Below are 12,257 nucleotides of genomic sequence, written 5' to 3'. Positions count from 1 at the left end.
GGGGTTCTGCTGCCCGCCCCAACTCGGCGGGGGTGGTTCGGGAGTTCCGGCGTGACCGCGAGCGAAAAAGCAGAGGCCCGACCGGGCCGCCCGCCGCTAACCACCGCGGGTGGCCCTTAACCAGTACGTCTACTTCGCGCTCGCCAGCGAATGCACCGCGGCCGACGAGATCACCGCACTCCTCGGTATCGAGCCGGACGAGACGGCCGTGCGGGGGAGCCGGTCCACGTCACCGGTCGTCCGTCCGCGCTGCCACCGTTGGAAGATCGTCTGCAACGAGCGCGGGCTGCGGGTCGACGAGCAGATCGCGTGCGTCATCGAGCGGCTCAGGCCGCACACGGCGGCCATCGCCCGGCTGACCGGCGGACTCGACGCCGACGAGACTTCCTGGACCCCGGTCCTACAGGTCGTCCGCTATTTCAACGACGACCCCGAGGAGGAGCCCGAACCGGCGTCCGACGAGATCAACCTGTTCGGCTGGCACCTGGACCGCGACGTGCTGGACTTCCTCCTGGCCACGGGCGCGGAGGTGGATGTCGACGAGTACGACATGGCGGGAGGCGGAGAGGACTGAACCCGACGTATAGGTCGACTCTTCCGTCGCCTAGCTGAGGGAAGGCCCTCTGACCTGCTTAGGTTCTAGTGGTCCTCGCAACACTCATGATCATGGGAGTTGCGAGGACCGTGGGCGGTAAGAGGCTCGATCCGGAGTTGAAGAGGCTGTTCTTCGAACGGCTTGATGCTGTGGGAAGCGTCTCCCCCGTAGCACGTGAGCTGGGGCTGAACCTGAACACGGCGTTCACGCTGGCTCGCAAAGCCGGTGCCAGCTACGGGCACCTGGGTCACCCCGGGCGCGAGGAGTACCTGAAGCTGCGGGCCCAGGGCGCCTCCAGGCCGGAGGCCGCCGAGCGGGTCGGGGCACACCCTCGCACAGCCCAGGACTGGGACTGGGGTATTCGGAAGTCCAGCAACTCGTGGATCTACCCCGACGGCCGGCGTGTGAACTACACGACGGGAACCGTCACGATGTCCGGTGTGATCATCGCTGCATCGGCGAGGCCGGTGAGCCTCAAGTCCCTTGAGAAGAAGCTGCACCCCAGACTCCTCTCGCTCGCCGAGCGTGAGCAGATACGCGACCTCCGTGCCGCCGGCCAGTCGATGCGGGCCATTGGACGGGCCCTGGGGCGCCCGGCCAGCACCATCTCGCGCGAGCTGCGGAACAACTCGGGCACCGCCGAGTACCACCCCTACGCGGCTCACAGAGCCTCCGCCGCGCGCCGGCCCAAGCTGTTGGCCGAAGGTCCGCTGCGCGACTTCGTCCAGGACGGCCTGCGCCGGCGGTGGTCCCCGGAACAGATCTGCCACGCTCTGGCCAAGACCCATCCGGACGACCAGAGCATGCGGGTGAGCGTGGAAACGATCTACCAGGCGTTGTACTTCCAGGCCCGCGGCGGCCTGAAGCGGGAGGTCCAGGCGGCCGTCCGCACCGGTCGCGCGCGCCGCAAACCGCGCCGGGACCCCGAACGGCGCACGTCCCGGTTCATCGACCCGATGGTGATGATCAGCGACCGTCCCGCCGACGTCGAGGACCGGGCCGTGCCGGGCCACTGGGAAGGCGACCTGATCGTCGGCGCGGGCGGACGCTCCGCGATCGCCACCCTGGTCGAACGCAGCACCCGCTACACCATGCTGGTCCACCTGCCGGGCGAGACCCACGACGCCGAGACCGTCCGTGACGGGCTCGTCCGCACCGTCCAGACCCTGCCCGCCCACCTGCGCGGCTCGCTCACCTGGGACCAGGGCCCCGAGATGGCGTGCCACCGGCAGTTCAGCATGGCCACCGACATGCCCGTCTACTTCTGCGACCCGGCCTCTCCCTGGCAACGCGGCTCGAACGAGAACACCAACGGGCTGCTGCGGCAGTACTTCCCGAAGAGCACCGACCTGAGCCTGCACGGTCCCGAAGACCTCGAACACGTCGCGCAGGAGCTCAACAGCCGCCCACGCAAGACGCTCGGCTGGGATACCCCAGCCGAGCGTCTACGTGATCTACTCACCGTCTGAAGCCAAGCGGTGTTGCGACGACCCCTTGAACCTAAGTTCCGGGGAGGGGCCTTTTCGCATTTCAGGCCGGCTTTCGGTGCCGCCCGACCGACTTCTTCTGTGGCGGTGGTGGTGCCGCCTGGATCACCCCGTTACCAGGGATTCCGTGCAGAAGTCGTTGAGCAGCCGCGAAGTTCTCCGCGTACTCCTCGGGGAGCCACTGGTAGCCGTCCCAGCGGAGAAGCAGCCGGGGGAGGTTCGGGTGAAGGTGAGAGGGCCGGTCCTCGTGGCCGATGATGACGGCCTTTAGCTGGCCTACCGGACGTATGCGGCGGTTTCGGCGTTCCGCCCACCGGTCCAACGGTTCCTCACTGCCCACACTGCCCTCCTCGTCCCTCTCAGGGTACTTGGGTCGGACGGCCTCGTTCCCGTCTGCGGCGGCTGTTGGCGATCAGATCAGCCTGTGTTGCCAGCGAAGCGCCGGGTTGTCGCCGATCCAGTAGGTGTGGGTGCCCTTGTCGATGTGGAGTTGTACGGCGGTGATCTCCGGTCCTCCCTCGTCCTCCCATGCCAGAAGGGCCCGCTCGACGACGTCCCACAGGGCGACGGGGCCACCCTGGCGGACAGTCCAGGCCTCGCCTTCGGCGATGAACTCCGCGAAGGATTCGCGGCCGGGGTCGAAGAGGTACAGGAGTTGTGCGCCGTCGGCCGCCGTGGCCCGGACGAGCTGAGCATCCGGTGCGGCGAGCTGGGCGATGAAGGCCGGCACCCACTCACTGAGGATCGTCGGCGGCACCGTGGCGGGCCGAGTACTCTCGGGGAAGGCGGTGCGGGCGGACAGGTCCCCGCCGATCGGCGCAACGGCCTGGGACCGGGCCTGCATGAACGAGGAGCGGTCGATGATCCGGCCTTCGGCGGTACCGTCGTCGTTGACGACGACCTTGGCCAGGCCAGTCCCGTAGCCCCAGGAGCCGACCGTGGCCAGGACGATCCCGCCCGGGTTGGTCTGGCGAATCCAGGTATAGGGGATGCGGCTGACGGCGCAGGTGGCGATCACGCGGTGATACGGAGAGCGGCGAGGATGCCCGAGCAGGCCGTCTCCGGTGATGGTCCAGGTCGAGAAGCCAACCGCTTCCAGTGCCGCATCGGCGCGGGCCGCAACGTCTGGATCCACCTCGACCGTCGTCACGTTGTCCTCTCCCAGACGGTGACACATCAGGGCGGAGGAGTACCCGGTACCGGTACCGATCTCAAGCACCTGGTGCCCGTCCTCCACGTCCAGGCGCTCGATCATGTCAAGCACGGTCACGGGCGTGGTGGACGACGACGTGGGTGAGCCCGTCACGAGGCCACGGGCCTGGTCGGCGGTCAGGTGCCCGTCGAGCTGGGTGGTCAGCGACTCGTCGCTGTATGCGATCTCCGCCCATGCGGCAGGCGCGGTTCCCGACGCGGTAGCAGGCCGCCACCGGCCGCCGTCCTCAGGGAGGAAGACCCCGGGGTTCAGGAACTCCTCACGCGGAACGGCCTCGACGGCCGCGCGCCATTTCGGAGTCTTGAGGACGCCAGCCTTCTCAAGCCGGTTGGCGAGGGCACGTCGATGGTTCGCAGTGTCGGTCATGCGGTCTCTCCTCGTGTCAGCAGATCGGCAAATGCGGCGGACATCTCCAGACCAGTTTCCTGCTCCAACCAGCCCCATTGGCCGTTCGGATTCAGCTCCAGCCACCAGTAGTCGCCGGCTCGGTCGAGGGCGAGGTCGAACGACCCGGAGGCCAGCCCGAAGTGGTCCAAGAAGCCATGGAGCGCCTTGTTCAGATCGTCGGGCAGGTCCACGACTGTGTAGGAGAGGGCGGAGTAGTCCCTGCGCCAATCCAGAAGGTCACAGTCGATCCGTACAGCGAAGGAGCGGCGGCCGACTACAAGCACTCGCACGTCGGCGATCTTGTCGATCCGGGCCTGGAAGAGGTGCGGCGTCACCCGCACGCTGTCGTCAAGCTCGTCCGCGGAAACCGGCTCCACCCACCCGGTGAGCTGCACGCCGTCGCGCTCGTACAACGTCCACCGGAGTGTCTTGAAAATCACCTGGCCGTGGGCGGTGATGAACTTCCGGGCCTCGTCCAGGTCGTTGGTCACGATCGTGGCCGGCACGGACAGGCCGAGCCGTTGTGCAAGCGCAAGCTGGGCAGGCTTGTAGTCGGCCGCCGCTTCGTTCGCAGGGCGGTTCACCCACAGGGGGCCGTCCAGGGAGTACAAGGTGCCCCCCAGGCCATAGCGAACCTGAGCGGCGGCGAAGCGGGCGTCGTCGTCGCCCAGGCCGGAGTTCTGGAAGGTGGGCCAGACGGGGCGGCGCCAGTACACCGCCCGAACGTGGGCCAGGTCGGCGGTCCTCGACGGGGTACGTACCTGCCCGGCCACAGGGGCCGGGCAGGTACCGAACCGAGCCGAGACCGTCAGCCCCACACCGATATCGGCGGGGTTGAACCTGACCACCGGCACATCACGCCGGTTCAGCTCTGTGATCACCATGTCAGCGGTAACGTCCTCCGCTTCGGTGACCACGAGAACCGGCCTCTCCTCGGTCGTCGACATCAGTCCTGGGTGCTGTCCTGGTCGTGACCCTGGTCGTTCCGCGAGTCCGAGTTCGTGGTGGTGTTGGTCTCGGTGCCGCTGCTGGTGCCGTGCTTGCCCATCTCGACCACCAGGCCGGACCTGTCACGGAAGACACCGAGCTGCGTCCGGTCGTCGATGGCGACCGACGCGTACGGGAGTCGGGTGGTGGTCGGGTACGGCGCGAGCCGCCCGGCGCCCCACGGACGGGCGGTGGTGGCGGGCTGGGGTTCGGTGACGTTCACAAGGACTCCCTACTTCGGGTTGTGATGCGTGTGATGAACCTTGCGGTGTTGCTGGCCTTCCAGAAGAAACAACTATCTGTCCTGGAAGGAGATTTAGGAGAGCACTTCCGGCAAGGGACTGACGTTCGAAGGGCAGTCGATTCCTCGCCGGACGGGTGTCTCATCCAGGCGGTTCGCCGTGGGTGTGGTGGATGACGGTCTCCTCGGCGAAGTTGCCGTCCGCCGGGGTCGTGATGTGGATGGTCAGCGGCACCCTCGGAGCAATGCCAAGGGCGTTACGGGCCAGGTCGGTGACGACCTCTTCCAGGTGACGGGTCATGTCGTCCTCGGTCGCCCACGGGTTGAGGTCGCAATCGTCGATCTCCAGCAGATAGCCGTGTGCGGGGATGACCTCGACGCGGACGACCCTCGGAGGTCGGGGCTTGCCACCGCGGCCCCGAAGGACCGCCCCCGGACTCGCTCAGCAGCTCCTGCACGAAGCCGTACGAACGACCGATTTCCTTCGCGATAGCACGAATGCTTACCTCGGAGTCGTACTTCTTCTTGAGGTCGGCCGCGAGCTTCTCACGCGCGGCACCGGTCACCCGGCTGCCCTTCTTCACAACGGGAGCGGGCGTTTCCGCGGACGAGGCCGCCAGGTCCTCCAACAGTTCGCCGACGCCGGCCGCATACCCGTCCTTCGACCTCTCGTGGAGCTGCTCGCAGAGGCCGGCCAGCTCGTCTGCCCCCTCGGGGACCTGGCCCTCGCCGTCACCGAAGGCGTTCACGTCGCGTCCTCAACCACTGCTTCCACCGAGATCCTCAACTCTGAATGAATCAAGTCGACTTCATTCATTCGTGCGACTACTTGAACCAGCGGGTGCACTGTCCCGCGAGAGCCCCACACCCGCACCAACACTTCTCGGGAGCGTTCTCACCCATGCGCCTCTCCTGATCAGTTGGGATGTTGGCCGCCTCACCCAGACTTGCGAGGTGAGGCGGCCTGCGCACGCCGGGCCATCTCCGGCTGTGCACCCTGGCGGCACGAGACCGAGCCGAGCGGTTCGCCCACCAGGAACCTGAGACCCGCCCCGGCCGTACGCGGGTCGCGCGTCGTCACCGGGGCGGGGGTCTGGCCGGGAGCGTCAGGAACTCCCTACCGGGGGTCTGGATCAGTCGAGCGGGACCGGCACGCCCCTCAGGAGCATCGGTCGGCCGGCCCCGCTCTCCCACGCGTCCCACGCGTCGTGGACGCGGCGGCTCTGGTCGGGCTCCAGCTCCACGCCCAGTCGGTAGCGGGGGACCCAGTGCAGGCCGCGAATCTCCCCCGGCGGCGTGTGGGCGAGGACGACCTGTACCTGTTCCGGCCCGATCAGCCCGCCGGCCCAGATCAGGTTGAGCCCCTCGGGGAACTCGGCGGCGGAGACGTAGTCGACCGCAAGGATCACCCGCAGCGGCAGGACGAGCCCGGTCTCCGTCTCCAGGTGCCGCCGGGCCGCGAGGTGCGGCAACTCGTCCCGCTCGGCGCTCCCGCCCGGGAGGGTCATACCGTCCTTGTAGACGGGATCGACCAGAAGAACTTCGAGGTCCCCCGAACCGTCGGGGTTCTTTCGTACGACGAACGCCTGCTGCCCCGAGCGTCGGCCCGGAGGTTTACGCATCAGCTCTCTACTCATCTCAACTCGCCTTTCGTTCAACAGAGATGTCGAAGTCCGAGCCGCCTTCCGTCAGAGGGGGTCGCTGACGGAAGGCGGCGGGTTGCTCGACAAGACCTTCATCTAGGCCCCGGAGCAAGCTGGCAGGGCCGCCGGCCTGCCAGGCGCCCGCCCGTGGTCACCCAGCCACGGACGGGAGCATCAGTCAGGACGGTCCAACCACAGCCCGGAGGCGAGGTTGCCGTCCCATTCGTTCCGGCAGCGACGGGGCAGCCGTCCACGGCGGTCCAGCTCGGCCCGCAACTCCCGGCGACCACTCCGAATGAATCCGTCGGGTCCGCCGCTGGCAGCCACCATCATCTGGAACTCGGCGTCCAGGTCGTTCGATGCCCGTTCGCCCATCACGACCAGTCCTTCCCGCGCGGCCCCAAGTCCGCCCGCATGGACTGCTGGCGGGAATACCGGACGAAGGCCTCGTGGTGCCTCTTGCAGGCCGGAATGCTGGCCATCCCGCCACCCCAGGCGTAGAAGACTCCAGGAGCGACCACGGTCCACTTGCCGTCGTCGCACGGAAGGCACCGACCCAACCTGTACTGGTGCTCGGCGGGCATCTCGGTACCGACCGTGCCGTCCAGCTGACCCAGCGCCGTCTGAATGCCGATCACAACAGGACCTTCATCTCGGCCTGTCCGCTCAGCCGGACCGGAATCCCGGCCACCCGTTCCGCAAGCGCGATCACGCCGCCGAGTAGGGAGGCCAGGTGCAGGCCGGCCAATAGAACCTGACTGGCAGTCATACCGGTTCGCCGTCCAGCGGCCGGCGGTGGGGGTTGCCACCGGTCCCCGGCGCGACCTGCCTGGGAGTACACGGCCCGATCTCGCCCTCCGGCGTCTGCCACAGGTCGTCGTTGAATCCGACCGGCCGGAGTTCGACGGTGCCACCGGACCAGCCCGGTCCGACGTACACCCCTTCAAGCGGCTTCCCGTCGACCGGGTTGCCGTAGTCCAGGACAACTTCGTTGCGTTGGGGCTTGAAGGGCTCTCTCTCGGACATGGGGGTCTCCGATCCGTAGTGGTACGACTACCCGGGGGCGCCAACTGTCCTATAGGCTGGTCGAGTTCTCAACCAGTCCATATCGGTTAGATTGGTAGGATGAATCGGGATGAGCGAACATGAGATCGACCCCCAAGGCGATCCTGCTGTCACGTTCGGAACGTTTCTTCGCACGTCGCGCGAGCAGCTGAGTTGGACCCAGCAACACCTAGCGGCGGAGGTGGGCTGCACGTCGGCGTACATCTCGGCTCTTGAAAACAACCGGAAGAAACCAAGTCAACCGTTCGTAACCAAGCTTGACCGGGTGTTTGGGTCCGGCCACCGCTTCCTCAAGGAGTGGGGGAAGGGCGGACAGCGCGCCCTGTTTGAGGGCTTTGACGAGTACCTGCGGTACGAGGCAAAGGCTGTCTCCCTGAGACTGTTCGAGATCAACATTGTTCCGAGCCTGCTCCAGACCCCTGAGTACAGCCGGACCTTCCAAGAAGCCCCTGTGCTGCGGGGGTTCGCGACTCAGCAACAGGCGGACGACCGAACCGAGAAGGTGCTACGCAGACAGCGAATCCTTGATCGAGAATCGGCGCCGCATCTTCAAGCGGTCATAGACGAAGCAGCACTCCGTCGGCCGATCGGGGGCCGTGACGTCATGGTGGCGCAACTTAGGCACCTCGAAGTGCTTGCCTTGCGCCCTAGGTGCTTGATCCAGGTATGCCCGATCACAGCCGGGCAACATCGGCCCTTTGGGTTCCCAATCACGTTGCTGACCACGGGGACCGGGGTCACTCTGGGATACAGCGAGACGCAGCGACGCGGCTACCTCGAACGTGATCCGCAGACGCTGGCAGAGTGGGGCAGTGAGTACGATCATCTCCAGGCCGAGGCGCTGCGGCGAGCAGCCACCATCGATTTCCTTCGAGAAGTACGGAGAGGCTTCGAACATGGATGATCTACGTAATGCCACTTGGCACAAGAGCAGTTACAGCACCCAGGGAGGGAACTGCGTCGAGGTCTCAGACAGCCTTCGTGGTGTCGTTCCCGTCCGTGACTCCAAGGACCCCGAGGGCCCCGCGCTGGTCTTCCCGGCGTCCACCTTCGCGGCCTTCGTCGCTGCGGTGAAGGTCGGCGAGTTCGGCGAGGTCTGATGACGCCGAGGAGGCCCCCGCCCATCCGGGACGCTGTTGGTAAATCCGGGGCCTGCGTAACGACGGCCTGTATGACCCCGTTGGGGTTGTGCAGGCCGTCGTCGTGTTTCGGGGTGGGTTCGTGGCGTTGCATGAGGTGGATCTGGTGGAGATCCCGGAGGAGACCGTGCGGGTGGCGCGTGCGGTGTTCCCGAAGGGCTGTCTGGCAATGCGGGTGCGTGACGCGCTCGGGCCAGTCTTCGCGGATACCGATTTCGAGGAGTTGTTCCCGGTGCGGGGACGGCCGGTGGTGTCGCCGGCCCGGCTGGCGCTGGTGTCGGTGTTGCAGTTCGCGGAGGGGCTGACCGACCGGCAGGCCGCGCACGCGGTCCGCTCGCGTCTGGACTGGAAGTACGCCCTCGCGCTGGAGCTGACCGACATCGGGTTCGACTTCTCCGTGCTGAGCGAGTTCAGGGCCCGGTTGGCCGGCAGCGATGCCGGCCGGGTGGTCTTCGATGCCGTGCTGCGGGCGGCCGGGGACGTCGGGCTGGTCAAGGCCGGCAGGCGCCAGCGCACGGACGCCACTCACGTGCTGGCCGCGACCAGGGACCTGAACCGGCTGGAGTTCGTGGCCGAGACCCTGCGGACCGCTTTGAACCGGGTCGCCGAAGCGGCCGGTGACCGGCTGGTCGCCGTGGCGGCTCCGGAGTGGTTCGACCGTTACTCGGCGCGGCCGGAAGACACCCGTTTCCCGTCCCGGTGGGCCGCCCGTGTCGCGCACGGCGACCAGTGCGGAGCCGATGGCATGGTGCTGTTGGAAGCCCTCCGGTCGGCATCGGCGCCTCCCGGGCTACGGGCACTGCCCGAGGTGGAGTTCCTGCGCAGAACATGGGTGCAGCAGTTCCACCACGTCGACGGCGTCGTGCGCTGGCGTGAGCCGAAGAACCTCCCTCCCGGCGCGATCCGCTTATGCACCCCGCACGAGCCCGAGGCCAGGACCGGAGCGAAGCGGGATCTGGGCTGGTCGGGTTACAAGGTCCACCTCAGCGAGACCTGCGAGCCCGACGCCCCGCACCTGATCACCCACATCCACACCACTGCGGCGCCCGTTACGGACGGCGCGGTCCTGGAGGACATCCACACCGCTCTGGCCGAACGAGGGCTCCTGCCGGACGAACACCTGGTGGACGCCGGATACGTCGACGCCGAGCAGATCCACCACGCCCACCGCGATCACCGCGTCACCCTCGTGGGGCCGGTCGGGAAGAACACCAACCGGCGACAGGCCGCCGGCGACGTCTTCGACAGCACCCGTTTCACCATCGACCGGGGCCAGCGCCAGGCCGTCTGCCCCGGCGGCCACACCAGCGTCCAGTGGCGAGACGCCCAGAGCCACCGTGGCACCCCCGTCACCCGCGTCCGCTTCGCCCAACGGCACTGCGGGCCCTGTGATCTGCGGGCCTCCTGCACCAATGCCACGACCGGCCGCAACCTGACCCTGCGGCCACCGGCGGAGCACGACATCCTCCAGCAGGCCCGCACCGAGCAGGACACCGACCACTGGCGCCAGCGCTATGGCCACCGCGCCGGAGTCGAGGGCACCATCTCCCAAGGCGTCCAGGCATTCGGCCTGCGCAGGTCCCGTTACCGCGGGCTCGCCAAGACCCGCCTCCAGCACCACCTCACCGGCGCCGCCATCAATCTCGCCCGCCTCGACGCCCACCTCACCGGCAGACCCCTCGCGCGCACCCGGACCTCACCCTTCGCAGCACTCCGCCCCGCTGGATCTCGTCCAGCGGGGCGGAATTAACCAACAGCGTCCCATCCGGGCGGGGGCCTTCGTCGTCCTATCTGATGGGTTCCTCGGAAGTGGTCGGCTTGTGTCCCACGGACACCGGCGTACGTAGCTCGTCCTGCCAGACCCCGTCTCGCCATCGAGCGACCAGGGACGCGAAGCGCCCCCGGACCGGAGTCCGGGGGCGCTGTCGCTGCGGCATGTCCATCGGGCTCACTTGCCCGATGACTCAATCTTCCGGCGCCACCAGGCCCGCGCCGTCTCGGTGCACGCTTCCTCGGCCATGACCAACCAGTTCTCCGGGACGGGGCCCGCGATCGACTTTGAGGCCGGCGTCCTGACTGTCCTACGGCAGGTCATCAAGGTGCGATTACGGGCGGAGCTGGTCGACTACAACAAGACCGAGTCGTCGCATGGTCGGCAGGTGCCGCTCCCCGGCTTTGTGCACCGGGCACTGCTCGATCACCTCGACAACCACTCGGTGCTGAGGCGGGAAAACGGTGCTGAGGTGCTGTTCCGGTCTTCGCGGGGAAACCTCATCCGCCGAAACCATTTCTACAGGACCTTCAAGAGGGCCCTTGCCGTGGCGGGCTTGCCCGCAACCTTCCGATTCCACGACCTCCGCTACACGTTCGCCTCCCACGCACTTGACCAAGGCGTTCCGGAGGCTACGGTGCAGTTGTACATGGGTCACGCATCGGCTGACGAACTCAAGGGCACCTACCACCACCAGGTCCCGGGAGCTGCGGCGCGGGACCGTAAGGCTCTCGAAGCTGTCTTCTATGAGGAGACCGCTGGCATCGTGATCCCCGATACGGTGGACGATGACGATGACAAGGCGCCGTGATGGTGGAGGCTGGTCGGGGTGTGGCGATCAGGTGGCGATCCGAAGGCGGATTGTTGCGTTTGCCCAGTTCAGTGCCCCTGAGGAGACTATGCCCGACGTTCAGCCACCCCGGCAGCCGTCCTCGGCGTTTCCCGTGCGGCCGGTAGGTTCCGGATCGCCCCGCCTCAAGGCCACGGGTAGCCCAGCTCCTCCGGCCGGTAGCCGCCGCAGAGTTCGGCGGTGGCCCGGGGGTCGCCCGCGGTGAGCTGCGCCGCCAGGTGCTCGGCCTGGGCCGACGGGGAGTCGGCGGAGATCGGGAGGGTCAGCACGAACTGGGCCTGGGGCAGGTCCGTCTCCTGTCGGCCCGGGGGATGCCGCAGGAGGACGTCGATCTGGTCGGGTTCGTCACGGAAGGCGCAGACGGCTTCCAGCTCGCACTCCCACTGGGCCAGCCAGTCCTCCCGTCCCCTCAGTTCGGCTTCGAGCAGCATCGCCACCACCGCGGCCGGCCACTCCCAGTCGCGATCCCCCTCGGCGCGCCGGACCTCGGCCTCGTACTGGTCGGCGGCGAACCGGAACTCCGGTAGGGCGAAGCCCGGTTGGGCCGGGTTGCGCCAGTTCGACCAGACGATGTGCTCTCCGTCCCGGGCGACCGTCACGTACAGGGCGCCGCAGCACCGTTCGTCGCACATGGTCGCGGCGAGCCGGACCTCGTGGGGCGTCGCGGTGGCGTACAGCGGTCCGCCGCCCCGGCCGAGGAGGCGCCGGGGCCCGGATCCCACCAACCGGGGACCGCCCGACGCCGAGCTGCGCAGGGCCAGGTCGGCCAGGAGGTCGCGGCCGCTGACGACCGGGCGGACCTCCAGCCAGCCGTCAGCGGGTGGCGGGCAGAGGATGGTGAGGCTGAGCAGGTCCGGTTCCGTGTCCACCGGCCAAGCA

At 67.7% G+C, this 12,257-nt stretch carries 17 protein-coding genes and 1 pseudogene; 6 read left to right on the top strand and 12 right to left on the bottom strand.

Translation table 11 applies throughout. The annotated features are described in order from the left end of the window. Positions 1 to 109 precede the first annotated feature (109 nt). Both ABTZ03_RS09725 and ABTZ03_RS09720 read left to right on the top strand, forming a co-directional pair. Complete coding sequence (locus tag ABTZ03_RS09725; RefSeq protein ID WP_350512348.1) at positions 110 to 574, top strand: DUF4279 domain-containing protein; 465 nt, start codon at positions 110 to 112, stop codon at positions 572 to 574. Between the two features lie 89 nt (positions 575 to 663). Beyond that, a complete protein-coding gene (locus ABTZ03_RS09720) occupies positions 664 to 2,064 on the top strand; it encodes an IS30 family transposase (RefSeq protein WP_502894427.1) in 1,401 nt (466 codons plus the stop codon). A 61-nt stretch (positions 2,065 to 2,125) separates the two neighbouring features. Here ABTZ03_RS09720 and ABTZ03_RS09715 read toward each other — a convergent pair whose 3' ends face one another. The 11 genes and pseudogenes from ABTZ03_RS09715 to ABTZ03_RS09665 all read right to left on the bottom strand — a co-directional run bounded on the left by ABTZ03_RS09715 (position 2,126) and on the right by ABTZ03_RS09665 (position 7,579). After that, positions 2,126 to 2,422: a DUF6087 family protein gene (locus ABTZ03_RS09715; protein ID WP_350512347.1), complete on the bottom strand. Its 297-nt coding sequence runs from the start codon at positions 2,420 to 2,422 to the stop codon at positions 2,126 to 2,128. 72 nt (positions 2,423 to 2,494) lie between these two features. Further along, positions 2,495 to 3,661 (bottom strand): ATP-grasp peptide maturase system methyltransferase, encoded by a 1,167-nt coding sequence (tgmC, locus tag ABTZ03_RS09710; RefSeq protein ID WP_350512346.1) that lies wholly within the window; start codon positions 3,659 to 3,661, stop codon positions 2,495 to 2,497. Next, positions 3,658 to 4,629 carry an ATP-grasp ribosomal peptide maturase gene (gene tgmB / locus ABTZ03_RS09705; RefSeq protein ID WP_350512345.1) on the bottom strand — a complete coding sequence of 324 codons (972 nt, stop codon included), beginning with the start codon at positions 4,627 to 4,629 and terminating at the stop codon, positions 3,658 to 3,660. Before tgmB ends, tgmC begins: the two co-directional genes overlap by 4 nt. After that, a complete protein-coding gene (gene tgmA, locus ABTZ03_RS09700; protein WP_350512344.1) occupies positions 4,629 to 4,892 on the bottom strand; it encodes a putative ATP-grasp-modified RiPP in 264 nt (87 codons plus the stop codon). Before tgmA ends, tgmB begins: the two co-directional genes overlap by 1 nt. A gap of 160 nt (positions 4,893 to 5,052) precedes the next feature. Further along, a complete protein-coding gene (locus ABTZ03_RS09695) occupies positions 5,053 to 5,211 on the bottom strand; it encodes a hypothetical protein (protein WP_350512474.1) in 159 nt (52 codons plus the stop codon). A 96-nt stretch (positions 5,212 to 5,307) separates the two neighbouring features. After that, positions 5,308 to 5,530, bottom strand: a pseudogene (locus ABTZ03_RS09690) (helix-turn-helix domain-containing protein); the annotation flags it as partial. 513 nt (positions 5,531 to 6,043) lie between these two features. Further along, entirely contained in the window at positions 6,044 to 6,532 is a 489-nt protein-coding gene (locus tag ABTZ03_RS09685) for an NUDIX domain-containing protein (protein WP_350512343.1), read from the bottom strand. Positions 6,533 to 6,727: 195 nt separating this feature from the next. Further along, positions 6,728 to 6,928, bottom strand: coding sequence for a hypothetical protein (locus ABTZ03_RS09680; protein WP_350512342.1), 201 nt, complete (start codon positions 6,926 to 6,928; stop codon positions 6,728 to 6,730). Further along, on the bottom strand, positions 6,928 to 7,191 hold the full coding sequence (locus tag ABTZ03_RS09675; protein WP_350512341.1) for a hypothetical protein: 264 nt from the start codon (positions 7,189 to 7,191) through the stop codon (positions 6,928 to 6,930). The genes ABTZ03_RS09680 and ABTZ03_RS09675 overlap by 1 nt, the downstream gene beginning before the upstream one ends. Then, on the bottom strand, positions 7,188 to 7,322 hold the full coding sequence (locus ABTZ03_RS09670; RefSeq protein ID WP_350512340.1) for a hypothetical protein: 135 nt from the start codon (positions 7,320 to 7,322) through the stop codon (positions 7,188 to 7,190). Before ABTZ03_RS09670 ends, ABTZ03_RS09675 begins: the two co-directional genes overlap by 4 nt. Continuing rightward, entirely contained in the window at positions 7,319 to 7,579 is a 261-nt protein-coding gene (locus ABTZ03_RS09665; RefSeq protein WP_350512339.1) for a hypothetical protein, read from the bottom strand. Before ABTZ03_RS09665 ends, ABTZ03_RS09670 begins: the two co-directional genes overlap by 4 nt. A 109-nt stretch (positions 7,580 to 7,688) precedes the next feature. Between ABTZ03_RS09665 and ABTZ03_RS09660 the strand changes: the two genes are divergently transcribed. The 4 genes from ABTZ03_RS09660 (at position 7,689) to ABTZ03_RS09645 (ending at position 11,339) form a co-directional block, all read left to right on the top strand. Then, the gene (locus ABTZ03_RS09660) at positions 7,689 to 8,522 is read left to right on the top strand and encodes a helix-turn-helix domain-containing protein (RefSeq protein WP_350512338.1); all 834 of its coding nucleotides are present in this window, start codon (positions 7,689 to 7,691) and stop codon (positions 8,520 to 8,522) included. After that, positions 8,515 to 8,718 (top strand): DUF397 domain-containing protein, encoded by a 204-nt coding sequence (locus ABTZ03_RS09655; protein ID WP_350512337.1) that lies wholly within the window; start codon positions 8,515 to 8,517, stop codon positions 8,716 to 8,718. The genes ABTZ03_RS09660 and ABTZ03_RS09655 overlap by 8 nt, the downstream gene beginning before the upstream one ends. A gap of 121 nt (positions 8,719 to 8,839) precedes the next feature. Further along, positions 8,840 to 10,507: an IS1182 family transposase gene (locus ABTZ03_RS09650; RefSeq protein ID WP_350512336.1), complete on the top strand. Its 1,668-nt coding sequence runs from the start codon at positions 8,840 to 8,842 to the stop codon at positions 10,505 to 10,507. Positions 10,508 to 10,775: 268 nt separating this feature from the next. Further along, on the top strand, positions 10,776 to 11,339 hold the full coding sequence (locus ABTZ03_RS09645; RefSeq protein WP_350512335.1) for a tyrosine-type recombinase/integrase: 564 nt from the start codon (positions 10,776 to 10,778) through the stop codon (positions 11,337 to 11,339). 164 nt (positions 11,340 to 11,503) lie between these two features. On the opposite strand, the gene ABTZ03_RS09640 is transcribed toward ABTZ03_RS09645, so the two are convergent. Next, positions 11,504 to 12,247, bottom strand: coding sequence for a hypothetical protein (locus ABTZ03_RS09640; RefSeq protein ID WP_350512334.1), 744 nt, complete (start codon positions 12,245 to 12,247; stop codon positions 11,504 to 11,506). Between the last annotated feature and the right edge of the window lie 10 nt (positions 12,248 to 12,257).

The sequence above is a fragment of the Kitasatospora sp. NPDC096077 genome, assembly GCF_040303245.1.
In the GTDB taxonomy this organism is placed as follows: Bacteria; Actinomycetota; Actinomycetes; order Streptomycetales; family Streptomycetaceae; genus Kitasatospora.
This window is presented reverse-complemented; position numbering and strand designations above follow the sequence as displayed.